Genomic DNA, 24,117 nt, shown 5'->3' with positions numbered 1-24,117 from the left:
ATACACATTTCCATGGTGCTTGTCGTTTGCTCTTTGGTTCGGAATAGTGTGGTGCTGGCGGTCTATCTCTTGTTTTCGGTTGTTTGCTTCTTTACTGTACATGAGCATTTGCTCCGGGAATGTCTTAGTTAAACTTGAAAGAATTAGATTTTCATTCTCATTACACAAATATTATTAGATAACCAATTCAGAAATATCAATGCTCGTTTTATAGTTTTGTTTTACTCCGCCAGGAGAAGTAATAAAAATCGTAGCATATTCCCCATTTTCATAAAGGGTAATTTCTTTTATATCTTTTTCTTCATCTTGGTTCGTAGTATCGCAATAAAATTTTATGGTATATTTAGGGTTCATACCTATGCTTTTTTCTGTCTCTTTCCATGATTTTATATTTAAAGCAGAAATAACCTTGTCTATATTATGCTTATCATCATACTTTACCAGCAATTCCTTATTTGCGGCATCATATATCTCTATAACTTTTACACCTTTTACATAATTGTCCATTCTCTGCCTTTTTCCGCCCCGCCAGATACCTGTGCCGGTATTTCAGCTCTGCATACTCTGTGATCCGTTTCATGTAGACTGCATCATAAGCTCCGCCTACAGCACCAACCACCGGAATTCCCTGTAAGAACTTCATATACAGAAGCTCTTTTGACAAAGCTCCCGCCGTTTGTTCGATCTGCTCCTTATCCTGATACTCTTCCGGCAGTATTCCGTTTCTGATAAATTCATTTACTTTCCCGTCAATCTCACAAAGTGTATCCCCATAGGATACTGCTCCCCGGATCAATAATAAGATAAAATATTTTTCTTCCCTGCTTTCATAGCTGTATCCATACTGCAGAGCAGTCTCATAAATATTCTTTAAAATCATCCCTGTAAATACCGGAATATCCGGCAGACCGATTCCCAATACGCCCATCCCGATTCCAGACACACCGGATAGCAGTAAATTCTTTGTTCCCGTATCTCTTGCCTTTTTAGAAAAAGAGCGGAGGGATTTGGAATTCTGCTTTACATCCGCCATATACTGCCGCACCTGATAATCCTGCTCCAGTTTTGTCCGCTGATACGTCTTTTCAATAACCCCGGTTCCTTTCTCGAAAATCAGAGCAAATGCCTTCGCAAAAGCGGTATCCAATGTTTTCTGAAGTTTCGGCGGTATCTTTTCCTCCAGTTTCTGATTCAGAATGCTCTCCCTTTTCTCTGAACGCTTCTGAAGGAATCTCTGCTCCTGTACTTCCAGCTTTTCCCACTCCTTCTGAAGCGGTGTCCTTTTATCAAATAATCGCATCTTAATACACCTCCGCACCAAACGGCATCAATGCCAGTTTCGCCAGTTTAAACTGCTGTAAACCAAACGGGATTCCGATAATCGTCACACATAAAGCTGTACCCAACGCCAGATGCTCCAGTGCAAGAGGCAGACCGGATACAATCAGCCAGATGATATTCAAAAGGAACGAACCAGCTCCGCCACCATACTGCACCTCTTTTCCAAAGGGGAAAAAACTAAGCGCCGCAAATTTAAAACACTGCATCCCCACCGGAATCCCCACAACGGTAATACACCAGAGACAACCTGCCAGACACCAGCTCAGCCCACTGACTGCGCCGCCAAACACAAACCACAACACATTTCCCAGGCATCCCATATGCTACACCTCCCCATTCATCCGATTTTTCACATCAGCAAGTATCTTTTCTATCCGGTTGATGGCATCATCCACCTGTTCTCTTGCATCTGCAATCTTGCTCTGCACCATATAATCTGCCACCAGCCCGTCCAGAAAGAAATCCGCAAAGGAAAGGAAGCTGCCGATTTCCATGCGCAGATCCAAGGAAACCTGCACATCTCTTAATTCTCTCTGAAAACGCTGAATATCGCTTTTCGCCTGTTCCATCAACGCAGCTGCGTCATTCATTTTAGAATGCTTCACAAAGTCACTGATAAAGCCTCCTCCAAGCATATCAAAAATGCCCCAGTTTCTCGCACTTCCCAACTTATCCCTTGCTGCGTAAAGGCTCTGAAGCGCCCGCTCCCCTGCCTGTACTGCTTCCTGCATTTCCCGTTTCATCATTTCGTTACTCATCGTTTATCCTCTCTTTCTTTTTAGCAGACTATTGCGGCAGATTTTCTATATTTCATAATAAAAAAAGACTCCTATCATGACCTCTGCCACAATAAAAGTCTTGCTATCTCATTTGCTACGGGTATCTCTCGATACCGGTTGTCGGTTACAAAACCACCTCTTTCAAGGCGTTCAGCTACTCCCTTTTTTGCTTGAGATGAATATAACATATTGGAAATAATTTGTCAAATCATGCATTTTTCTTTTCCAACCGTTCCGCTTCTCTGGCAAATACATGCGAGATATCAAACAGTTCCGGTACATCTGATATGGTACACACATTCACACAATAATTGAGCCATGGAAATTCTTTTGTCATCTGATAAATAACTGCCATGGCTTTTGCTTCTGACATTGCTTCCACCGAATGATATCCCGATCCCTGAATATGCTCAAATCCGTTTGCTTCAAAAAAGTCCCTTACATCCGCATATGCATTATGCCAGTCACCTTTCGGATAATATTCCTTTAGTGCTTGTGTATTCAGGTCAAAATTGATGCCTTTCCTCTGTAAGCTGTCCATCTGTTAGTTCCTTATAAAGTCTGTAATCAGGTTCTCCTTTTCTGTTCCGTTATACCAGAAACACTCTAACAAATTCTCTGCAATTCCTACGGAGTTTTTCAACTGAAAGATTGCTGCCCAGAATCTTCCATAGTCCTGCTTGCGTCCCCGGTCAAGATAAATCCTGCTTCCAAGGGCTTTGACTGCACAGCTTAAATCCTCCTGCTCAAAAATCTGATCTGCCTGTTCACACATCTGATTTACCGTTTCCGGAGCGAGCTTGCTTGTATCAAATTTAAGTTCTACTTTATACATTATACTCATCCTTTCATACAACAAATGACTGAGTGACTCTTCTCTTTCTACTGTAATTCTACCATGAAACCTATATAAAGTCATTCCCCATTTTCACTTGCTTTAATATAAATTTTTCCTTTTATTTTGGAAACACAATCTCCACACAGAACTCATTCCCTTCTATCCGGGCGCTGATTTTCCCATCCATACGAAGTACCAGCTCTTTCGCAATTGATAAGCCGAGACCGCTGGAAGTCTTACTGCGTGCTTCATCCGCTTTATAAAACCGTTCAAACACCTGATCTACATTTATTTTTTCCACATGACATACTTGATTTTTTATCTGTATCCGGATGTTGTTTTCAACTTCTTCCAGTGAAATACTGATTTTCTTCTCCCCGTGATCCAGTCCGTTTTTTATGATATTCTGAAAAATTCTCTGGATTCCCTGTTCATTTCCGTTCATAAACAGCAGTTTATCTGTAATCTGTATCTCCGGTTCAATTCCTCTGCCCGTCCATTCATCGTAGTAGGAAAATATGGTATCTTTCAAAATCTTGTTGATACAGCAGGATGACATTTCCAGATGAAAAGAATCGTTTTTAAGTTTTGTAAAAGTAAATAATTCTTCCAGCATTTCTTTCAGGCTGCCGATTCTCTCCTGTATGATCTTCATATACCGTCTCTGCTCTTCCTGGTCTTCACAGGTTTCCATTAACTGAAAATATCCGTCAAGGGATGTCAAAGGAGTACGGATATCATGTGAGAGATTTGTATATGTATCCGAAATCATCTCCTCTTTCTTCAAGTATTCCTTCTTTTCCCTTCGCTTCAGTTCCAGCCATTCGTTTAAAACATCTGCCAACTCACCAATGCCTCCAAAATCCATTTCTCTGGTAATCAGCATGTTGCTGTCGTGCTTCATCAGAAACGACAACTGGCGGCAGATGTCTTTCACCTGCCGCTGGTATTTCCAAAATAACATTCCTTGTACCAGTATCACTGCTATCAATAGCACGAACCCTAGTTTTATCATTTAGATATCTCTCTTTCTGAATACCCATGCTGTCAGTAATGTAACCACGATTCCGAACGCCGCCGCAATCACAACTGCCGTCAGGCATTCCTTATTGGTCGGTGACATGGATAAAAGTGCAATCTTTCCTGTCACTGTATATTTCAAAATCTGGAAATTCTCCACACCTGCCTTCTGGATCAAATGATTGATCACTCCGTATAAGACAATCATGGTATTCATGCACAGGCAGATAACAATCGTCATGCTGAACACGTTGCTGTTCAAAACCACCGCAATCGCCATACTGATTAGTACCAGTGCATAATGAAGCAAAATCTGAATACCAAAGTATCTCAGCAACTCGCTCCATTCCCCCACTCCAGATATCCGAAGTACATCTGCTGTGCAATAATCTGAATGATGAAATAAAGCAGCATGGTAACAGTCGTATACACAAACAACACGGAAGCTTTGGAAAAGATCAGGTTTCTCCGGCTCCTTACCTGCCCGCCGATATTTTTAATATAACCGCTTCCTATATCTGCACTGGAAAACAGCACTGTAAAAATCACCAGAAACAACGCCACAAACTTCGCCTGCAGGTTTGCATATACCTGATCAAAGACCGTTACTTTTTCTCCCGGCTGTGTCGGCAGGAATACGGACATTCCCATATTGATGGTTTCTGGTTTCACTGTTTCTGCAATGTTTTCTGTCTGCTGTTGTTCCGCTTCCTTGTTCATCGTATCAATATCCAGTTTCGACATGGATGTGGAGAAGAATATAGCTGCCGCCATCACAATCCATACCACATACATACTTTTTGTCCGGACCATCCGGTACAGATCCATTTTTATCATATTAAGCATTTTGATTCCCTCCTGTCAGATTCAAGAAATAGGTTTCCAGTTCTTCACTGGTAATGGAAATTCCATTGACCAAAATTCCTGCTTTTGCCAGTTCCATATTGACATTGGCGCTTTCATTCAATCGTTCAAATATATGGATATGGCTCTTATCTGTAACCTGATAGTTGGTAAATCCCATTCTGTCCAGAATCGGGACTGCCTGCTCCGGATGGATTAACTCTATTTCAATCCGTTCACTGCAGCGTTTCATCAGTTCTTCGCTTGTCAGCTCCTGCAGAAGACTTCCATTATGGATAATTCCATAATCCGTTGCAATCTTAGATAATTCCTCTAAAATATGACTGGATATCAAAATCGTCATATTCCGTTCATCTCGCAGTCTCTGTATGGTATCACGCACCTCTGCAATTCCCTGGGGATCAAGCCCATTGATCGGTTCATCAAGGACCAGGAGATCCGGCTCCCCGACCAGTGCCAGCCCGATTCCGAGACGCTGCTTCATTCCAAGGGAAAAATGTTTCGTTTTTTTCTTTCCGACACCTTCCAGTCCGACCGTCTCTAAGATATCTTCGATGTATCCCTTTTTCCGAATACCAAACAATTCACATTTTATTTTCAGGTTTGTATATGCATTCATGTTGCCATACAGCCCCGGTGCTTCAATCAGACACCCCACACGAGAACGAATCCTCTCCAGTTCTTTTCCTTTACACCCGAACATCTCAATCTCTCCGGCTGTCGGTCTTGCAAGTCCACTGATCATCTTCAGGCAAGTCGTCTTTCCCGCACCGTTCCGTCCGATAAATCCATAGATAGCACCCTTTTTTATGTGAAGGTTTACTTTATCCACTGCCTTATGATGACCATACTGCTTCGTCAATCCATTTGTACTTAATAACAATTCACTCAATGCTTTCATCTCCTTTTCTTATCTGCTGTTATCATATCGGATAAATCCTAATCAAACGCAAATAAATAGTAAAAAAAGAGTAAAGATTAAGAATGCAGACGGTAGCCGATTCCCCATACGGTATCAATATATTCCTCCTGCGTTACTGCTTTTATCTTTTTCCGGATATTGCTGATATGTACATCCAGTGTCTTTGTCTCTCCCATATAGTGTTCATCCCACGCATATTCAAAAATCTCTTCTTTGCTGAAGACCTGTTTCGGATGCTCCAGTAAAAGCTCCAGAATTGCAAATTCCTGCTTTGTAATTTTGGGAAGCAGCACTCCGGCAATCCGGACTTCAAAGCGCTCACGGTCCAGTTCCAGGTTTTTATATGACACGCTTTTATGTTCCGGCTCCTGCTGCATATGGCGGAGCTGAACCTGAATCCGGGCAAGCACCTCCTGTATCTCAAACGGTTTTGTAATGTAATCATCTGCCCCACTGGTAAGAAGCCCGATTTTTTCATCCAATCCGTCTTTGGCTGTCAGGACAATAACCGGCGTATTGCCCTGTTTCCGAATCTGGGCAAGCACCTCTTCTCCTGAAATTCCCGGAAGCATCAGATCCAATAGAATCAAAGAAAAGCCCGCCTTATCCATCTGGAACAGCATCCTCGCTTCCGTCCCGGAAAAAGCCTGTACCGTCTCATACCCTGCTTTCTGTAATGCCGTATATAAAAGATTATTGATATCCGTATCGTCTTCTACAATCAGAATTCTGTTTTTCTGCTCCATTTTTCTCATCCTTCCATTTTCCGATTTAAACAATATTATATTGCACTTTTATAACTATGTCCAAAATTCTTTTGATATTATCCTTCCACCTCGTCTACATATGCTATATATAGTTCTAATTCTTTTGACATATGCTATATCTTGTGTTAATATAATCTTGTATTTAAGTTTTTGTGCTGTCCCGTCATGGGAGTCTGGACCATTCATCCAGAAGCATATGCAGTTTAAGTTTGGAAAATCGTGTCATTATACTGCCGTTTTATACGGTGCTATAATGGCACTTTTTTTATTTTAATCTATTTTAACGCCCAAAGAGGCAGAAAGGAGAATTTTTATGTCAGCAATTTTAACAATTTTAGGGAGGGCCACAAGAGATCCTGAGATGCAGCAAGGAAAAAATTCCGGTACGGAATATGTTTCTCTGGACATTGCAGTTTCACAGCGAGGCCAGGATGGAAAGGAAGAAACCATTTACTATCAGTGCTATTTTAACAAGTTCCTTGCAGAACGCTTAGCAAAAGCAGGCGTAAAGAAAGGAACCGGGCTGATGATCTATGGTGATCTGGAGCTTCATCCGTTCATTTATCAGAAAGGAAAGAATGCGGGGCAGGCAAATGCCGGTCCGAGGATCAATGTCAAGGACTGGCACTTTGTACCATCCAACCGTTCTGACAGCAATACCGGACATCCGGGTGCAAACCAGAACAGCCAGCCGAATGGTGGTGCGGCAACGCCCGGTGCAGCCGGCAATGGCAGCTACCCAATGCAGGGAAATCCCAATGGCAGCTACCAGAATCAGGCAATGCCTGGCGGCTATCCACAGCAGGGAATGGCTCCTGCTAACGGTGCCTACACGCCTCCTGCAAATGGCGGACAGTATCAGGCTCCGCCAAACGGAACCGGTCAGCCACAGAGCAGCTACCCGCCGCAGGGCAGTTATACCGGAATGCCAAATTACGGAGGTATGCCGGGCAGTCAGCCAACTGACGGCTTTCAAAATGTGCCGGAACAGATGGCATCCCAGTTGCCCTATTAACTCTCAAGGAACCCTATGTTGAGGAATTGCATTTATCATCTTTGTGATGATGCAGTTCCTCTTTTTCATGTCCGGAAGCGGCGATTTCCCATCCAGCTTCCGGGCTTGTCTAAGAATCATGAATCAGAAAGGAATCAGCTCATGAAAAATCAAATCGAAAAAAATTCTTACAGTTTGTCGTGCTTGTACTGTTTCTTGCAGCACTTTTCGTACCACAGGATGCCAACCGGCTTCTGATTGCAGGCATTGCCTGATCGGTATCGGAGTCACGCTGTTCAGTTATCTTCTCCCGCTTTTCACGGAACGCCTGAAAAACAGGGAGCATAAGCTACGAAAACGCCCAGAAAGAACTCGTCATCTGGAAGGAACACCTGATCTGGAAACCATTCTCTGGAGACAGATCAAATTCCAGATTACCGGAAAGCTCAAGGAAGCCTTCCCGGATGCCACATGGGATTTTGTGAAAGAACCACCGCTCTCCCAGATACTGGATGGGGAACCATTACGGATTCGCACACGGAATACCGGAAGTTATAATTTTGCGGAAATTCTCATGGATGCCCGTGGCAGTCTGACGCTTCAGATGATGACCATTGAATCCTTACATAAAAAGGAACCGTCAGAAGGAAATCCGGATTCCAGACCAGCCGTTAATCCCAAATCATGGTATTCCCTGATTGGGAAACCGCTACTGATGGAATTGGTCGGTGACTTACAGGCAAGGGGCTATGAAAAGCTGTTTATCAACGAGCAGGGAGATGTCTATATTCTGAACGGCACTGAACCGGAAGTCCTGGGAAAGCTGGAACATTTCCCGCCCAAAGATTACTGGGGCGAATTGACGGAGATTTTTACTGAAGATGAATTGACCACAGAAGAGACCGAGCAGGCACTGGAACTGTCCTGGATCTCATAAGAAGGAGGAACGAATCATGGCAAATAACATCGTAGCAACCTGGGGGTTCAAACGCAAACTCCCGGAACCATTTGAGGATTATACGGACCATGCAATCTTTGATGACATTGCATCCAAATACTGTACTCAGCCACGGAAAAAATCCACGCTTCATGCAGCTACCCTGCGGGCAGTCCTTGCTTATCTGGAGCTGGAAAACCCGGTTGGCAGTACCCCGCCGGAAAAGCTTGGGGCGGTCGGTACCCAATCCAACAATTTTGTTGTGGCGGAATATCCGAGCAAAACCGGTGATCTTCAGGTGGTTGTCTACAACCAGCTAAACGGAAAGTTTTACGGAGGCTGCTATACTCCTCCGCCGGATGTGGAAAGCACACCGGAAAAATACGAATTTAAAGACTCCAAACAGTCCGGTGCGGCTCTGCTGTTCGCACTGATGCCGGTTTTTCTGGCAGATGAAGAGTGTAATGAAAAGTATCAGGAATTAAAAGCGCACCGGGACAACGGTTATCCCGATCTGGACGCCGCTGCGGAAACAGCAGCCGTTCTCTGCGACAACATTTACCGGAGAACCCGCTATGCATCAGGTCTCCCGACCGGTGGTGTTAAGATTGACCTTCCGGCAAACGGCGTATTGTCGCTGATCAAACCGTTAAATATCCAGAAGGGGGTCTATGCACCAACCGAAGTGCTCCATGGAGACTTTCAGGTGTTACGTCCAGGAAGTGGATTTAAGAAAGCACAGGCAGCCATTTCCAGAGATGATTTTGTTGGGAAATTTATCCTGACCGCATCCCGAAGGCTGTCTCCGGAAGAGGAGGTATCTGTTCCGACATTGGCAGAGTGGTACATCATCCTCCGGAAATCAAACGGATCTGCGAACACGCAAAACTGACAACTGATACCACACAGCCGATGCGGAATTTTCTTTTACGGGGACCGGCAGGTACCGGAAAGACCGAAGGAGCCAAAGCCATTGCTTCCGCACTTCACCTTCCTTACCGCTGCATTACCTGTTCCGCAAATACAGAGGTATTCGACCTTTTAGGTCAGATTCTTCCGGATGTGGACGGAAAACGCACCCGGCTTCAGCGGCAGTACCCGTCTTTTCAGGAAATCCAGTTAGATCCCTCCGGTGCCTATCAGAAGCTGACCGGAAACTATGATGAAGAAATTTCTGCCGAGGACACCTACCAGAAGCTGATCGATACGATTTTTGATGAAATGCACAGCTATTATAAGGAACACACCTCCGGACAGAACTTCCAGTATGTGGATACGCCTCTAGTCGAAGCCATCCGCTATGGGTATATTCTTGAGATACAGGAGCCTACGGTCATTGCTAATCCCGGTGTACTGGTTGGACTTAACTCCCTTTTAGACCGCTGTAACAGCGTATATCTTCCAAACGGAGAAACCATCCACCGTCATCCGGATACGACCATCGTAATCACCACAAACAATGACTATGCAGGCTGTAAACAGATGAACCAGTCTGTCATTTCCCGAATGAACCTTGTGATTGATCTGGATGAACCGGATGAGGATACACAGGTAGAACGTGCCATGGCTGTTACCGGATGCAAGGATGCAAAAACGGTACGTCTGATGACACGCATTGTCAAATCCATGGCTGTCTACTGCCGGGAAAATCTCATTACAGATGGCTGCTGTGGCATGAGGGAGCTGATTTCCTGGGTGCAGTCCTACATGGTCTGCGGGGATATCCGGGAAGCGGCCCGTTACACGGTGCTTGCCTCTGCCTCTGCCGATGCTGAGAACCGTACGGAAGTGGAAGAAAGCTGTCTGGATACTGTGCTTGCTGCGTAGGACACGCCTATGAGAAAAGCAGCACTCACAGAAGCCCAGATCCGAAAGCATCTGGCAGATAATCTGTCTTATCTCCGGCAAGCCAAAACACCGAAGTTATCACAAAAGGCAGTTGCCAGAATCTTAAATCTTCCCCCGAAAACCATTATGAATTATGAAAATGCAAACTCCTCCCCGATGGCTTATGCCGTCCTTCGCCTTGCTGTGTATTACGGCTGCACGATGGAGGAACTGCTGACAAAAAATCTAAGAAAAGAAAGGAAGAATATCACGTGAATCACAGCCAAAGAAATTTAAAGAAACTAATCCGGGCAAAAGAGGATTCCATTGCGGATGAGGAGTTATTCCTCTCCGCTGCCTATCAGAAGTACCAGACCTCCCTTGCCAGAGCCGTTACCGGACGTTACCGGTATGGACTGCAGGTACTGCTGGACTGGGACATTTCCGAACAGGCAGGCGTTGCATATACCGACAATTATAAGGTACATCTCAACGCAGCGAACCCGATCACCCAGTCTTTCCCCACCCGTTTCTTACGTTCCCAGAGCCTGACAGGGCTCACCGGGCATGAAGTGGGGCACTTACTCTATTCTGATTTCACAGCCCACGCTGTTCATCTGAGGAGTCTGGAAAACGGTTCCTTCTATCCGAAGGAGCCGGAGCTATCCCTTCCAGCTTATCAGACAGCACTGGAGGAGATCAAAGAAGTGTTAGAAGAAAAGGACAAAGCCGGATGCCTGACACTGGCACGATGCGCCGCAACTTTTCAAAACATTCTGGAAGACATCCATATTGAAGACCGTATGTGTGAGGAATTCCACGGCACCTTCCGACAGGGGATTGAACTCAATAACCTGCGTATGTCCGAACAGATTCCTTCCATACAGGAACAAATTGACAAAGAATACCAGCCATTTTCCATCATTGCCAACCTGATCCTTTCCTATTGCCGGACCGGAAACATCAACAATCCCACCGGCTATCAGGGGGATTATCTGGATACCATTTCCGATTGTACCGATCTTCTGGATACGGCAATGGAATCGGAAAAAGGCACTGACCGGATGCTGGTTTCCAATGCGCTCTTAGCCCTGACCTGGAACTATATCCAGCCGCTCATCGAAAAAACACGGGAGGAATTGGAAATGCATGGCGAGGATTCCGCTGCCGATGCTCTGGAAGATCTTCTAGGGGATGAAGTCAGCAGCGGCGCTCCTCTTCCGACCGGAAAAAGCGGTGCCATTCCAAAGAATATCAAACCAGCTTCCCCAAAAGGAAGCGGGAATGATGAGGGCAATGCTCCTTCCGGTCCACGTACCAAAGAGGATGCTATAGAGGAAGCCAAACAGGTGCTTTCGGAAGAAGGCGGGCGCATCGCTCTTACAAAGACCAATACCATTCTGGATGAAAACAACCCCGGCGTCACTTATGTCAGTCAGTATCAGGGCAGCGGCTATGAGCATGCTGCAGAGGATCTGTTCCGGATCTTGAACGATGTGGCTGCAGAAAAGGTGCAGGAAGACTGTCAGACGGAACTGACCGAGGAACTGCAGAAAACAGCCAATGATATTCATTACGGCAATGCCCATGCAGGCATCCATGTTACCATCCATCGCCTGACCAGTGTTTCCGATTACCTGAAGAATGAATACCAGACAGTTGCTCCCCCGCTCCTGCGGGCTTCCAAAAAGCTGCAAAGCACCATCCTGCCGCTTTTGAAAGAAGAACAGCAAGGCGGAAAGCAGAAGAATCTCCTGTTTGGAAAACGTCTGGACTCCCATGCTCTCTATAAGACAGACGGAACCATCTTTACCAGAACCAGACTTCCAGGAGAGGAAAAACGTCTGGCTGTTGCCCTCCTGATTGACGAGAGTGGTTCGATGGGTTGGGGTGACCGGATGACACATGCAAGAAAGACTGCCATTGTCCTTTATGATTTCTGTAAAAGCCTCGGTATCCCTATCACCATTTACGGGCATTCCACGGATGCAGGCGGCGTTGCTCTTTACTCCTATGCAGAATTTGATTCTGTGGACAATGAGGACTGTTACCGGCTGATGGATATGTGCGACCGCAACGGGAACCGGGACGGCGCAGCTCTCCGCTTCGTAGCAGAGCATTTGTGCACACGCCCGGAGCTTCAGAAGCTGCTGATCCTGATTTCTGACGGTCAGCCAGCCGATTACGGCTACAGCGGAACGGAAGCAGAGGCAGATCTGCGGGGCATCAAGAAAGAATACGAAAAACGGGATGTCATCCTGTTTGCGGCTGCCATTGGTGACGATAAGGAAAATATCCGCAGGATTTACAAGGACGGATTCCTGGATATCACGAAACTGGAAGAGCTTCCAAAGAATATGGCACAGCTTGTCAAACAGCATCTCAAATAAAGGAAGGTGAATACTCATGAATGAAACTTATCAAAACCGGATTACCGACCAGATCTGCAAGATCCAGAATGACCGGGCACTCATTGCCTTTTATGACCGGCTCCGCTACGCACCACTCGGCAACTATGCACAGCTACATGCCAAAGGGGAATATCAGGAAAACGGGCATAAAGTACATTCTTTAATCTGCATCACCATTCAGGATTATTCCAACGGTACCGGAGACCGGAATATCATCACCCGTTTCAACCTGGCACCGGAACAGATCCAGTTCCTCTTAACCCGGATCACTTCCGGTTTTCAGGAATTTGAATGGAGCCAGAGCAAGATCTACGGCAATCCCGATCAGAACGGTTATTCCACAGCCCAGATGTTTTATATCTCCAGACATCCCTATGATTCCAAAGGGCAGCCTATGAAAAGCCCATGGAAAATCCAGATTGTAAATGGGAAAGGCATCAAAGCACAGAATAAGAACGGTGGTTCCTACATGCAGCCACGCAGCTTCCAGTCCGAAAAGACGACAGCCATCCAGCTTACCGACATGGATCTGTTCACGCTTCTGAAGCGGACGGATTCCTATATTTCCAACTGGGAAACGGTGATTGCTGCATCACTGATCAATAACGGAAAACGGATGCTGGCAGACCAGCAGAACAGTCAAATGCAACAGACAGCACAGGCTCCGCCTTACGCTGCCTAAATTTTCAGAAGAGAAGCGGTACTTTACTGCTTCTCCTCTTTTTAAGAAAGGAGACTTTAGTTATGAATATTGCACTCATCCGGACCATGGACTCTCAGGGGCGTATCGTCATCCCTGCAGAAATCCGGAAACAAATGAAGCTCTCAGACGGAGATGCACTGGAACTGGAAAATGTGGGAATGGAGCTGCTTTTACGCAAATGCCCTACCCACTTAAACGGAAAAGAGGAAATGGCTTCCTATCTTTCCGTCCTCTACAGTGTCATCCACTGTGGTATCGCAATTTGCAGTGAGGCTCACATACTCGTATCTGCGGGCATCTATCTTCCGGAAGGCACTCCCGTTACAGAAGAACTCGCCGAATTGGTTGCGGACGGCCAGGAACTGATCTCTGCTGAGAACTGCCCTGTCTACCCGGTATCCAACACCCGTCAACCGGTTTGTGCTTTTTTCCCGATTTTAAGGGAAGACAGAGAGCCGCTGGCACTTCTTCTCTGTTCCAGAACCGGACAGCATTTATCCGAGATGGAATTGGGATGCGCTAAACTGGTCGCTGCCGTAATTGCAAACAAAATTAAGTAAGGAAAGGAGCGTGAAATCAATGAAGAATACAAATATAACCTTACACACCACCCAAAAGAAAGAATATGTCCTCACCGGAATCCTGTCCCTGCCCCTCCATCTGGGAGAACGGGCGTGGATCTATAGTTATAACCAGACCTTTGCTACCAGTCCGGTGCAGAGTATTCTGGAAGTATCCGAAAACGGTGTGGTATTTGAGACCTGCAACAGTATTTACCGTCTCAGCTACACCCGTGTTCCGATGGAGCTGGAGGCGATGTGTGCTTGACAAGAATGGAAGAACTGGAGAGCTGCCTTTCGGGGCTCCTCTCCACCTTAAAGAAGAACCGGGAACATGTGCCTCTGGAAGTGCTGAAGACACAGTATAAGCAGCCGTATGAAGAACTGGTCAGAAACATCAACCTGACCGCTTCTGCCTATGCAAAATCTGTGCTGCTCCACCGGCTGGTCCTGAATCCGGATGCAGATGTGGAGGAACAATGTACCGTCATCAACCAGATGATACAAACTTCCGGGATGCTGAAGAAAATCAGCTCCTGCATGTCCAAAACCTATGATGTAGGACAGATATATCCTCTGATACTGGAACTACGCCATATGGTCGAACAGGCACTCTGGCCCTATGTGAATCAGGCAACTTGTCTGGTCGCAGATCTGGATGATATAGAAAAAGAACCGACAATTTACAATTTTTTGACACATGAAGTTTATGAAAATGATACCTGGATTCACCGAGAAATCGACCTGCGCTGGAAACTACTGGTACATCTTACTCCCGAACAAAGAGAATCCGTACCACCAGCCAATCATAGTATGAATGGAGGAATTTACCATGAAAGAACAACCATCTAATCCTTGCGAGAAAGTCTCATTTATTTTGACCTATGACCAGCTTGAAGCTGCTTATAACATCTACCGGGAACAATTTATTTCCTGCGACTTCATCCGCCGCTCCATGGAACGTCTGGAGGAAAGAATCGGACTCTGCAACCTTCCATATGAAACGCTGCGTGATGATCCAAGCCTTCTTCATGAAGCATACCTGCAGTTTCTCCGACTGGAAGACTGCAATGTGGCTTATAACGACACGCTGGAGCAGGTAATTGATGCAATCGAACAATGGCTTGCCTCTGGCACCTTATCCCCTGTAAACCTTACGGTTTCCAACCAGAATATGGGTGAAACTTTTGGAACGGAGGTGGATGTGTAATGGCAAATATCTGCTGTGATGATGTGATCTTTTATACAGAAGGAAATCCGGAAGGACTATATGACTTGTGGGAGGACCTGGAAACCTACATCATTCTGAACCAGAATCCTGATTTATGCTGGATTGGCAATTTATTTTCCCACAAGAAAATAGATTCCACCGGAATATCTCTTCGTGGAAATGTCAGCTACATGGAATGGAATGATACGTATATTCTACTTTCTTTAGAGACAGCATGGACTCCACTTTATGAAGCATATCAGGCGATAGCCGCTGCATATCATGTTCCCTTTGTGATGCAAAGCATAGAACCTGGAGAACGAATTTATTATAACACGGATGAAGCACACCTATTTTTCCCTGACCGATATTGTGTCCGCTTATATGAAGAAAGCCTATTGACTCCATGTGGCTTAATAATCGGAGAAAAGCTGGAAGACGGTGAACCATTTGAAACGGAAACAGACGTATTAGAACGATTCAGAGATTGCGGATATCCAGCAGCTACACTAAAAGAGTTGGAGCTCATGTTCGATGCGGATGAACTTATTATTTTTGAATTTACAAATCCATATTTGGATCTGGAGCAGAAAAATGCTTGTGCATGAAACTTCTCCCCTCCACACCAAAGACGATTATCATCAGATTTAAAGGAGGAACACCATGACTGATTTGGAACTGGATGTCTGGGATGCATGGCTCAGGGAACGTCAGGAACATCTGGAAGAAACCCTGTCCAATATCTCACCATCGGAAGAACCCTGCAGATATTACCTGCTAACCGGATATATTCAGGGAATGCTAGAAGCTCTTACCATGCTTACGACTGTTGAGGATGGGAAACGCTTCAAGATCAAACTGGAGCAATTTCGCCAGAATCTGCTCCTCTCTGGAGATTACGATGCTACCGGTAACTATAAACAGGCAGTGAAGAAAACTGCTGTTTAAATACTTCGAGCCGCCCAATCGGACGGCTCTTTTTATGCCCGAAAACGGTAGCCTACACCACGTATCGTTTCTATGTAGTGCGGTTCTTCCGGATTTTCTTCTATTTTCTTTCTCAGATTCTTGACTAACCCATAGACACGGTTATCCACTTCTGACTCCACATCCTCATAAATATGCTGGTAAATCTGTTCTTTTGTAAATACCCGATTGGGGGATAAGGCCAGATAAAAAAGCAGGTCATATTCATGTCTGGTAAGTTCCACAACCTTACCATCTTTGATTACGCTCCGCTGAAGCTGGTCTATTTCCAAACCTTGGAATGTCAACTTTTCAGAATTTGTAATCTCCATAACTTCTAACGTACTTTCGCAGGCTAGAACTGATTTAATTTTATTCAGGATTCCCTCTTCGGAATCAGAAATGGTAAGAATCATCACTTTCCCATAACATCACCTGCTTTTCTTAGCATTTAGCTTTCACTCCTCATTAACAATGTTTATCGATTGGTTACATAGATATATGCATCTTCCAAAGTTACGTCACAAGCTATACATCCACTTTCTGACGGCATATTCTCCCCTAACAGTCTTAATCTAATTCCTTCCTCCGTATACTGCTTACTGGAAATATGATATTTTCTTTCTAATTCTCTTGCAAGGCTTTCGTCCTCTGTACAGCATTCCCATACATGCCCTCTTGCCTTATTCAATAATTCCCTCATTGTTCCTGTATAAAGGAATCTACCTTTTTTCATAACCGCAAGCTGATTACAGGTTGCCATCAGATCCTCCACCACATGCGTTGAAAATAATACGGTGCGTTCTTCTGCAAAATCTACCAGTAAATTACGGATACGGATGCGTTCCTCCGGATCGAGCCCTGTTGTTGGTTCATCCACAATTAAAAAATCCGGCTCATGGAGTAATGCCTGCACTAATCCAACTCTTCGCTTCATTCCACCTGAAAGCTGCCGCATTTTCTTTTTCTGATGGTCTGCAAGACTGGTCTTCTCCAGATAGTAATCAATCCTTTTCTTGCTTTCTCTTTTCTCAATTCCAGCCAGATCTCCCATATACTCCAGACATTCTCGAACAGTCAAAGACGGATACAGATCAATTTCCTGTGGCAGATACCCAATCTTTTTCTGTATCTTTTCGTAATTTGCTTCGCAATATAGCGTACCATCTAACAGAACTTTTCCACTTGTGGGTGCAAGCACCGTTGTAAGCACCCGCATCAACGTTGTTTTTCCTGCACCATTTTCACCTAACAGACCAAATATCCCATGTGGGATTTCCAGATCCACATGATCTACCGCTGTCACTCCATTTTTAAATGTTACTGTTAAATCGTCTATTCTTATACTCATAATCTTACCCTCTCTTCTTTAATATCTTAGGAACAAATGCAAGCATCATCCCCGCAAATACCACGCACAGCACCTTCCCGCCAAGCCATCTCCACTCTGTCAGCTTACCGAAATCACAAGTTCCGTAGGAAAATGGTCCCCAGTTTTTCAAAAACTGAGTTGCCTTTCCGGAAATAGAGAAAAACCAGAAAAGCAGCACGACACCCATACCAATCCATCTGTTTCGAACCAGATTGCTGACAGTTACGGAAAGCACACTCCAAAACAAAACAGTTCCGGGAATCGCAATACAATAAATTCCAAACAAGGCACCGCCATCTAATTCTTCTGTCAGATTCACCGGTTTCTGCCAATAAAAGAGTCCATATGCCAACAAACTGATTCCAATCAGATAAGCTACCTGCACAAATAGTCTTTTATAAACTACCCCTGCCTGCTTTTTTAGATTATAAAGGCAGAATACTTCCGAGCGTTTGCTCTGCACTTCCACCAGATAAGTATCTGCACAGAAAACGACTGCCAGAAGCGAAACAGCTCTTTCTACTGCCTGCCCGATTTCATTCGCATATACAACAGGCTGGATTGCACTCAATATCACAACAAAAGCGATTGAATATGCAATTTTATAATATGGCATACATATTTTTACTTCTTTCTTCAATATACTCTCCTCCTTTTCCACATCCACACCGCTATAAACATGAGCAGTATGGATGCTGCCACAAGAAGCAGTTGATTGAGATATACCTGATGTGGCAATTCCGTTTCAAAAAAATTCCCCGGAAATCGAACCATAATAGAGAATGGTCTTGCATGACACTGTCCTTTGCTATCCCATGTCAGCATATTAGAATAAATGATATAAAGAACCAGCGCCGGAACCGCTGGAAGCGGATTCTTAAACAGCAGCGCTGTAACCGCATACACACAGCAGATCATCAGGATGTTCGGCAGGACATACAGGATCGAATTCTGAACAAAATCCAGTATGTTCATAGCAAATCCTGATTTTACTGCCGTGGCGTAACACAAAATGATAAATACGATATTCATAATGACCAGTGCCGCCGTCATAATGAGAAATCCACTGCTTATTTTCCCGGCAATATATTGAAAAGCCGTCATCGGTTTGGTGTGCAGCAATTCATAAGTATTTTTCCTCATATCCTGGAAAAATAAAAACGCCAGCAGAACCGTTGCAAAGAATGCCATATGCAGGCTTGCAAAATCTGTAAATTTTCTTCCGAAATAATAGGAGAATGGATGTTTCTCAAGATTTTCTCTGATATACCGGTTGACTTCCTCCGGGCTTCCCTGATACCATGAAACGTCCTCATACACATAATTGGCACCATTAAAGTGGTATTCCGTTTTCAGATACTGACACGCCTCCGTAATCTTCATCTGTTTCATCTCAGATATCACTGCCTCCGCCTCTACTTCCGACATGCCAAACCCATTCTCTGTGTCCTGAAGTATCTTTACAATCTCTTTCTCCCACAGTTCTCTCTCCTTATCCGGTGTTGCCGGAATACATCCCTCCATAACATCCCCATCGGAGGCCATTTTTACCTTCCTGAAGGTTTCATCCGACTTCACGTAATGAATGGACAGATAGGGTGCAAGTGTCTGGTACATACTGATTAAAACAACAATCAAACCGATCCAGAATATCGGATTTTTAAGATAATTTTTCAGATTCCTTTTTATGATTGCTTTCATAAGTCATCCCGCCTTTCTTTTTTCTACAAACAGCATAGCCTACAAATCACAACAAAAAAACAACAGCCATTTATTTCTGCTGTTGTTCTTCTAATACATAATTTTTAAACACTGCCTCAACTTCCGCACCGCCATCTGCTACATTTTTTATCAGCAGTTTCCCACCATGCCGTTCGCAGTAGATACGGCTGATATACATACCCATTCCAAAATGCTTTAAGTCATCCTGTGGATTCTCATGATAAAACGCCTGTGTCACCCTGTCGATATTTTCCTGAAATCCAATTCCGTCATCCCTGATACTCATTTTCAGATATTGGGGTGTCACTGTCAGCTTCAGCCTAACTTCCTGATTGGCATAGCGGAATGCGTTAGCCAACAGATTATCCGCTACTTCCATGATGATTTCCTCATCCGCAGTCAGTATTTCAGATTCTCTCACTGTCGTCACTGTAAAATTCTTTTCTGATTTTTCCACCACGACTTCTGCCAGAGCTTCTATCTGGTTTATCAACTGCCGGATATCTACCACGGAACAGTTTAATTCCCGTTCTTCCAATTTCGTCATCTTCCTCATACTATCAATAAAATGGTTCATCCGTTCAATCTGAAGCATACCGCCCCTTAACATCTCCATCATTTTCTCTTGATCAAGCATATCTTCCGGAACAAATTCCAAAAGCATTTCCTGATATCCCCGCATGATTGCAAGCGGCGAGCGGATATCATGGGCAATCGCTGCACGCAGTACCCGCTCATCTTCGATCATCTGCCAAAGTCTACGGTTATTTTCTTCCAACTGCCCACGCATCCTTTCAAATTCCCTGCACAGCATCCCCATCTCGTCCTCGTTCTCATAAGCCATATGAAAATCCAGATCTTCCTCCGCAATCATCTGTGATGCCATCTTCAGTTCCTGAATCGGTCTCTTTAATTTATTTTTGTAAAACAGGCTGACCGCAATTCCACATCCGGCAAAAGAAAAAAGCAATACTCCGTACGTCTGAAGGAAATCACAGGTTTCTGAAATATGCCAGTCCATTCTGCTCATTTTACTCTGATTCGGTCTCGGTACCACTACCTCAAAATTTTCATTGCGGTCATTCATTGCCTGATAATACTCGTCCTGATCCACGTACTTCCACCAGACCTCCTCCTGTATCTGCCCGGCAATCTCAATAATTGACACAGAAAGAAAAAAAGTGACAATCAAGCTGAGTATCGTATATAAAACCATTGTCTTTTTCAAGGATAAATTTCTTATCTTTTCCATCGATACCCCATCCCCCATACTGTCTCAATGTATTCTGTCTGCGTATATTCCGCCAGTTTCTTTCTCACTCTCCGGATCAGTTCCGTAACAACACGGCTGTCACCTTCCGCATCATAACCACACACCTTTTCGTATATCCGCTCCCTGTCAAAAACCTGTCCTGGATTCATGGACAAAAACTCAATGATTGCATATTCCAGCTTCGTAAGCTCCAAATCATTTTCACCGATCTGAACCCTCTTTGCTCCATAATCAATACTGAGGTCTCCGTGGAATCTGTATTCAGACTTCCCTTTATGACGCTCCTCACGCTTCAAATGTGCAATAATACGAGCATCCAGTTCTTTCAGACTAAACGGCTTCAGTATATAGTCATCCCCACCGGATAAAAGCCCGTTTACCCTGTCCTGCTCCTCCACTTTTGCCGTCAGGAAGATAATGGGACAAGTTACTTTGCCCCGGATACGTCTGCATACTTCTAATCCGTCTATTTTAGGCATATTGATGTCCAGCAAGATAATATCCGGTTTCTTATGGATTTTTTCCAAAGCATCTGTGCCATCTTCTGCCATCATTACATCATATCGTTTGATTTCAAAATAGTTCTTTAACATCTTTAATAATTCGATGTCATCATCCACGATCAAAATTCTATATGCCACTTTTATCACCTCGTTTTATCAGTATACAACGAAAAAAACAATAAATAAACAACAAGAGAAACACTTCGAGCCGCCCATTGCCGGACGGCTCCTTTTATGCCCGAAAGCGATAACCAACACCACGTATCGTTTCTATGTAGTGCGGTGTTTCCGGATTTTCTTCTATTTTCTTTCTCAAGTTCTTAATCAGACCGTAAATTCGGTTATTCACTTCTGACTCCGCTTCCTCATAGATATGCTGATAGATCTGTTCTTTCGTGAATACCCGATTAGGAGATAAAGCAACCACAGCGATTTGCTTCAAAAGTCTCTTTCGCCTGGTATACCGTTTATAACTTCTCATGTTTATCACCTTCAATCTGCTTTCAAATTTAATAATCTATATTTTATGACAATTCAGCATATAGAAAAGTTAGTTATTCGTGAAAATTATTTTTAAATTTAGAACTTGCATAACCACTACGATGTAAAAACAGTTTAGAGGCATTTATGACAGAGATTGATTTTATCTGGTTTTCGACTTTCTCCACGAAAGTGGCAAAAAATACCTGGCTACGAATTCCTTCGCTTAGGGCAAATCTGAAATCCTGAACGCTTTTATTCCTGTAGCCGACAAATTTGTCATCAACATAAGGCAAAAGCTTCATTGAGGAATCTATTTCATTTGACATATACTACATCTAGTGTTATACTGTTCTTATATCAATTATTTGTGTCAATCCGGAAAGGATTTATCACACGCAGTTTAGGTTTGAAACGTAGTCAGGAGTTTTCCTATGCCCAACAAGCAGCAGGGACTTCTGGCTTTTTTTATTTTGCAGGAAACTGCATCTATTTTGAGAATGAACATAAGCGTCATTCTCTTTTTTATGCCTGAACGCAGGGAAAGGAGGATTACGGAAACAAATGATTCCGGAACTGGCACGCCACAAAAGAAAGGAGACTCTATGTCAGTCAAAAGAATTAAGAATCTTGTAAAACAACTCAATGAATACCGTCATGCCTACTACAATCAGGATGCCCCTCTGGTATCTGATGCCGAGTATGACCGACTCTTTGACGAACTGAAGGAACTGGAGGAACAGACTGGTTTCATCCTGTCAAATTCTCCGACACAGACGGTTGGATATTATCCGGTCAGTGAACTTGCCAAAGTCACCCATCCGATTCCACTGCTCTCGCTTGAGAAAACAAAACTGATTTCAGAGCTTTTAGATTTCATGAAAGGACAGGAAGTTCTCTTTATGCTGAAACTGGACGGTTTGACTACCAAACTCATTTACGAAGATGGCAGACTGATTCAGGCTTCTACCCGTGGAGATGGTGAAGTGGGGGAAGATATTACACACAATATCCCGGCATTTTTAAATGTACCGCTTACCATTCCACACAAAGAACGTCTGGTCATTACCGGTGAGTCTTTTATACCAACCAATGATTTTGAACGTCTGAAAGATACTCTGCGTGATGGAAATGGAAAACCTTATAAAAACGGACGTAATTTTGCTTCCGGATCAGTACGAAGTCTTGATCCGAAGAACTGTATCGGACGTTGTGTTCGCTTTCTTCCGTTCAATGTATTAGAAGGAATGGAGGATGTTCCCTTCCCGGACAGCAGAGCCTGCAAATTAGAAGGTTTAACACACCTGGGCTTTGGTTACTGCCCGTTTTTCTCAATTTCAGGAACCGGACTTTCAAAAGAATATGCGGAGAAATTCATTCAGGAATTGGTATCCACAGCAGCAAATTTACATCTTCCTATCGATGGCATTGTCATGATTTTTGACAGTCTCAGCTACTCCAAAAGCTGCGGAAAAACCGGACACCACTATAAGGACGGCCTCGCCTATAAGTTTGAGGATGATACCTACGAAACTTTCTTGCGTGAAATTGAATGGACACCGACCAGATTCGGAGAGATTGCTCCGGTCGGCATCTTCGATACCGTGGAGATTGACGGCTGTGATGTTTCCAGAGCTTCCCTTCATAATCTGACCTTTATCAAAAATCTGGAGCTTGTACCCGGATGCCGGATTCTTGTTTCCAAACGAAACATGATCATCCCACATATAGAGGATAATCTGGATCGTGGAAGGTATACCGACATCACGCCTCCGGTCTGCCCTTGCTGTGGTTCCAAAACCAGAACCTACAGCCGTAAGACCAGCGACGGTCGCACCGTAGAAACTCTGCATTGTGATAATCCGCAGTGCGACAGCCAGATCACAAGAAGGTTTGTCCATTTTGCCAGCAAGAAGGCAATGAACATCGAAGGACTGTCAGAAGCCACTTTAGAAAAATTCCTGAATCTGGGCTATCTGCACTCTTTTCAGGACATCTATCATCTGGAGGAACACCGGGAAGATATTGTGGCACTGGACGGATATGGTGAGAAATCTTTCGACCGCTTGTGGGAATCCATCAACGCCAGCCGGAGGACCAGCTTTGTCCGCTATCTGGTTTCCATGGATATTCCTATGATCGGCAGAACCAAAAGCCGGATTCTGGACACCGTATTTTCCGGAAATTTAACTGCATTTGAACAGGCGGCTGTCGGAGATTACGACTTCACTCAGTTAGAGGATTTTGGCGAAATCTTAAATCACAACATCCATTCCTGGTTTGCAGATGAAGCAAATCTTGATTTATGGAAAAACTTACAGAACGAATTCACATTTGAACAAAGAAAGGAAGAGACCATTATGACAAAAGAAAACAAATTTACAGGATGTACCATCGTAGCAACAGGGAAACTGGAGCATTTTACCAGAGACGGTATCAACGATAAGATTCTGGAGCTTGGTGCCAAACCTGGCAGCTCTGTAACAAAGAAAACCGATTACCTGATCTGCGGGGAAAAAGCCGGCAGCAAACTGGCAAAAGCCCAGAGCCTTGGTATTCCAATTCTTACAGAAGCTGAATTTTTGGAGATGATTGCATAACCATCTCTGCAATAGATGAGAATTATTT

The 24,117-nt window shown here is 44.2% G+C and carries 33 protein-coding genes; 14 read left to right on the top strand and 19 right to left on the bottom strand.

Annotation, left to right across the window (positions count from 1 at the left end; genetic code table 11):
* Positions 1 to 174 precede the first annotated feature (174 nt).
* From DW904_RS08735 to DW904_RS08690, 11 genes are all read right to left on the bottom strand, one after another.
* The gene (locus tag DW904_RS08735) at positions 175 to 507 is read right to left on the bottom strand and encodes a DUF5301 domain-containing protein (RefSeq protein ID WP_005333498.1); all 333 of its coding nucleotides are present in this window, start codon (positions 505 to 507) and stop codon (positions 175 to 177) included.
* Positions 464 to 1,300, bottom strand: coding sequence for an EcsC family protein (locus DW904_RS08730; protein ID WP_005333496.1), 837 nt, complete (start codon positions 1,298 to 1,300; stop codon positions 464 to 466). The genes DW904_RS08735 and DW904_RS08730 overlap by 44 nt, the downstream gene beginning before the upstream one ends.
* Before the next feature lies 1 nt (position 1,301).
* Entirely contained in the window at positions 1,302 to 1,661 is a 360-nt protein-coding gene (locus DW904_RS08725) for a YccF domain-containing protein (protein WP_005333494.1), read from the bottom strand.
* Positions 1,662 to 1,664: 3 nt separating this feature from the next.
* Positions 1,665 to 2,099 (bottom strand): hypothetical protein, encoded by a 435-nt coding sequence (locus tag DW904_RS08720; RefSeq protein WP_005333491.1) that lies wholly within the window; start codon positions 2,097 to 2,099, stop codon positions 1,665 to 1,667.
* A gap of 229 nt (positions 2,100 to 2,328) precedes the next feature.
* A complete protein-coding gene (locus tag DW904_RS08715; RefSeq protein WP_005333489.1) occupies positions 2,329 to 2,661 on the bottom strand; it encodes a hypothetical protein in 333 nt (110 codons plus the stop codon).
* 3 nt (positions 2,662 to 2,664) lie between these two features.
* Positions 2,665 to 2,955 carry a hypothetical protein gene (locus DW904_RS08710; protein WP_022415108.1) on the bottom strand — a complete coding sequence of 97 codons (291 nt, stop codon included), beginning with the start codon at positions 2,953 to 2,955 and terminating at the stop codon, positions 2,665 to 2,667.
* Positions 2,956 to 3,076: 121 nt separating this feature from the next.
* Complete coding sequence (locus DW904_RS08705) at positions 3,077 to 3,973, bottom strand: HAMP domain-containing sensor histidine kinase (RefSeq protein WP_005333486.1); 897 nt, start codon at positions 3,971 to 3,973, stop codon at positions 3,077 to 3,079.
* The gene (locus DW904_RS23780; protein ID WP_243110350.1) at positions 3,974 to 4,315 is read right to left on the bottom strand and encodes a hypothetical protein; all 342 of its coding nucleotides are present in this window, start codon (positions 4,313 to 4,315) and stop codon (positions 3,974 to 3,976) included.
* On the bottom strand, positions 4,309 to 4,824 hold the full coding sequence (locus DW904_RS23775; protein ID WP_243110349.1) for a hypothetical protein: 516 nt from the start codon (positions 4,822 to 4,824) through the stop codon (positions 4,309 to 4,311). Before DW904_RS23775 ends, DW904_RS23780 begins: the two co-directional genes overlap by 7 nt.
* Complete coding sequence (locus tag DW904_RS08695) at positions 4,817 to 5,743, bottom strand: ABC transporter ATP-binding protein (protein ID WP_008373911.1); 927 nt, start codon at positions 5,741 to 5,743, stop codon at positions 4,817 to 4,819. The genes DW904_RS23775 and DW904_RS08695 overlap by 8 nt, the downstream gene beginning before the upstream one ends.
* 77 nt (positions 5,744 to 5,820) lie before the next feature.
* Positions 5,821 to 6,510 (bottom strand): response regulator transcription factor, encoded by a 690-nt coding sequence (locus tag DW904_RS08690; protein WP_022415110.1) that lies wholly within the window; start codon positions 6,508 to 6,510, stop codon positions 5,821 to 5,823.
* A 334-nt stretch (positions 6,511 to 6,844) separates the two neighbouring features.
* Between DW904_RS08690 and DW904_RS08680 the strand changes: the two genes are divergently transcribed.
* From DW904_RS08680 to DW904_RS08625, 13 genes are all read left to right on the top strand, one after another.
* Positions 6,845 to 7,546 (top strand): single-stranded DNA-binding protein, encoded by a 702-nt coding sequence (locus DW904_RS08680; RefSeq protein ID WP_005333477.1) that lies wholly within the window; start codon positions 6,845 to 6,847, stop codon positions 7,544 to 7,546.
* Between the two features lie 460 nt (positions 7,547 to 8,006).
* Entirely contained in the window at positions 8,007 to 8,462 is a 456-nt protein-coding gene (locus tag DW904_RS23770) for a hypothetical protein (protein WP_243110348.1), read from the top strand.
* Between the two features lie 16 nt (positions 8,463 to 8,478).
* On the top strand, positions 8,479 to 9,354 hold the full coding sequence (locus tag DW904_RS25265) for a hypothetical protein (RefSeq protein WP_347562072.1): 876 nt from the start codon (positions 8,479 to 8,481) through the stop codon (positions 9,352 to 9,354).
* Entirely contained in the window at positions 9,303 to 10,289 is a 987-nt protein-coding gene (locus DW904_RS25260) for an AAA family ATPase (protein ID WP_347562071.1), read from the top strand. Before DW904_RS25265 ends, DW904_RS25260 begins: the two co-directional genes overlap by 52 nt.
* 9 nt (positions 10,290 to 10,298) lie before the next feature.
* The gene (locus tag DW904_RS08665) at positions 10,299 to 10,565 is read left to right on the top strand and encodes a helix-turn-helix transcriptional regulator (RefSeq protein WP_005333471.1); all 267 of its coding nucleotides are present in this window, start codon (positions 10,299 to 10,301) and stop codon (positions 10,563 to 10,565) included.
* The gene (locus DW904_RS08660; RefSeq protein WP_005333469.1) at positions 10,562 to 12,679 is read left to right on the top strand and encodes a nitric oxide reductase activation protein NorD; all 2,118 of its coding nucleotides are present in this window, start codon (positions 10,562 to 10,564) and stop codon (positions 12,677 to 12,679) included. Before DW904_RS08665 ends, DW904_RS08660 begins: the two co-directional genes overlap by 4 nt.
* A gap of 16 nt (positions 12,680 to 12,695) precedes the next feature.
* Positions 12,696 to 13,382 (top strand): hypothetical protein, encoded by a 687-nt coding sequence (locus tag DW904_RS08655; RefSeq protein ID WP_005333468.1) that lies wholly within the window; start codon positions 12,696 to 12,698, stop codon positions 13,380 to 13,382.
* Positions 13,383 to 13,444: 62 nt separating this feature from the next.
* Complete coding sequence (locus tag DW904_RS08650) at positions 13,445 to 13,963, top strand: AbrB/MazE/SpoVT family DNA-binding domain-containing protein (RefSeq protein WP_005333466.1); 519 nt, start codon at positions 13,445 to 13,447, stop codon at positions 13,961 to 13,963.
* A gap of 19 nt (positions 13,964 to 13,982) precedes the next feature.
* On the top strand, positions 13,983 to 14,231 hold the full coding sequence (locus DW904_RS08645; RefSeq protein WP_005333464.1) for a hypothetical protein: 249 nt from the start codon (positions 13,983 to 13,985) through the stop codon (positions 14,229 to 14,231).
* 5 nt (positions 14,232 to 14,236) lie between these two features.
* Positions 14,237 to 14,815 carry a hypothetical protein gene (locus DW904_RS08640; protein ID WP_005333462.1) on the top strand — a complete coding sequence of 193 codons (579 nt, stop codon included), beginning with the start codon at positions 14,237 to 14,239 and terminating at the stop codon, positions 14,813 to 14,815.
* Positions 14,796 to 15,173: a hypothetical protein gene (locus DW904_RS08635; RefSeq protein ID WP_005333460.1), complete on the top strand. Its 378-nt coding sequence runs from the start codon at positions 14,796 to 14,798 to the stop codon at positions 15,171 to 15,173. Before DW904_RS08640 ends, DW904_RS08635 begins: the two co-directional genes overlap by 20 nt.
* Positions 15,173 to 15,781, top strand: coding sequence for a hypothetical protein (locus tag DW904_RS08630; RefSeq protein WP_005333458.1), 609 nt, complete (start codon positions 15,173 to 15,175; stop codon positions 15,779 to 15,781). The genes DW904_RS08635 and DW904_RS08630 overlap by 1 nt, the downstream gene beginning before the upstream one ends.
* Before the next feature lie 55 nt (positions 15,782 to 15,836).
* Positions 15,837 to 16,121 (top strand): hypothetical protein, encoded by a 285-nt coding sequence (locus DW904_RS08625; protein WP_005333456.1) that lies wholly within the window; start codon positions 15,837 to 15,839, stop codon positions 16,119 to 16,121.
* 32 nt (positions 16,122 to 16,153) lie between these two features.
* Here DW904_RS08625 and DW904_RS08620 read toward each other — a convergent pair whose 3' ends face one another.
* The 8 genes from DW904_RS08620 to DW904_RS08585 all read right to left on the bottom strand — a co-directional run bounded on the left by DW904_RS08620 (position 16,154) and on the right by DW904_RS08585 (position 21,818).
* Positions 16,154 to 16,555, bottom strand: a complete 402-nt coding sequence (locus DW904_RS08620; protein ID WP_005333454.1) for a response regulator transcription factor — start codon at positions 16,553 to 16,555, stop codon at positions 16,154 to 16,156.
* A 62-nt stretch (positions 16,556 to 16,617) separates the two neighbouring features.
* Positions 16,618 to 17,490: an ABC transporter ATP-binding protein gene (locus DW904_RS08615; RefSeq protein ID WP_005333452.1), complete on the bottom strand. Its 873-nt coding sequence runs from the start codon at positions 17,488 to 17,490 to the stop codon at positions 16,618 to 16,620.
* Positions 17,491 to 17,494: 4 nt separating this feature from the next.
* Positions 17,495 to 18,151, bottom strand: coding sequence for a hypothetical protein (locus DW904_RS08610; RefSeq protein ID WP_022415113.1), 657 nt, complete (start codon positions 18,149 to 18,151; stop codon positions 17,495 to 17,497).
* Complete coding sequence (locus tag DW904_RS08605) at positions 18,148 to 19,212, bottom strand: ABC transporter permease subunit (protein ID WP_005333443.1); 1,065 nt, start codon at positions 19,210 to 19,212, stop codon at positions 18,148 to 18,150. Before DW904_RS08605 ends, DW904_RS08610 begins: the two co-directional genes overlap by 4 nt.
* A gap of 70 nt (positions 19,213 to 19,282) precedes the next feature.
* A complete protein-coding gene (locus DW904_RS08600; RefSeq protein ID WP_055155762.1) occupies positions 19,283 to 20,485 on the bottom strand; it encodes a HAMP domain-containing sensor histidine kinase in 1,203 nt (400 codons plus the stop codon).
* The gene (locus tag DW904_RS08595) at positions 20,473 to 21,147 is read right to left on the bottom strand and encodes a response regulator transcription factor (RefSeq protein WP_023921570.1); all 675 of its coding nucleotides are present in this window, start codon (positions 21,145 to 21,147) and stop codon (positions 20,473 to 20,475) included. The genes DW904_RS08600 and DW904_RS08595 overlap by 13 nt, the downstream gene beginning before the upstream one ends.
* Positions 21,148 to 21,241: 94 nt before the next feature.
* A complete protein-coding gene (locus DW904_RS08590) occupies positions 21,242 to 21,490 on the bottom strand; it encodes a winged helix-turn-helix domain-containing protein (protein WP_005333437.1) in 249 nt (82 codons plus the stop codon).
* A gap of 73 nt (positions 21,491 to 21,563) precedes the next feature.
* A complete protein-coding gene (locus tag DW904_RS08585; RefSeq protein ID WP_005333435.1) occupies positions 21,564 to 21,818 on the bottom strand; it encodes a hypothetical protein in 255 nt (84 codons plus the stop codon).
* A 276-nt stretch (positions 21,819 to 22,094) separates the two neighbouring features.
* On the opposite strand from DW904_RS08585, the gene ligA reads away from it, so the two are divergent.
* Entirely contained in the window at positions 22,095 to 24,089 is a 1,995-nt protein-coding gene (gene ligA, locus DW904_RS08580) for an NAD-dependent DNA ligase LigA (protein ID WP_040015507.1), read from the top strand.
* Positions 24,090 to 24,117 lie beyond the last annotated feature (28 nt).

Origin of the sequence: Ruminococcus sp. AM42-11 (genome assembly GCF_003480145.1) — a bacterium.
In the GTDB taxonomy this organism is placed as follows: domain Bacteria; phylum Bacillota; class Clostridia; order Lachnospirales; family Lachnospiraceae; genus Blautia_A; species Blautia_A faecis.
Note: the sequence above shows the minus strand (reverse complement) of the source record. Positions and strands in the feature narration are given on the sequence as shown.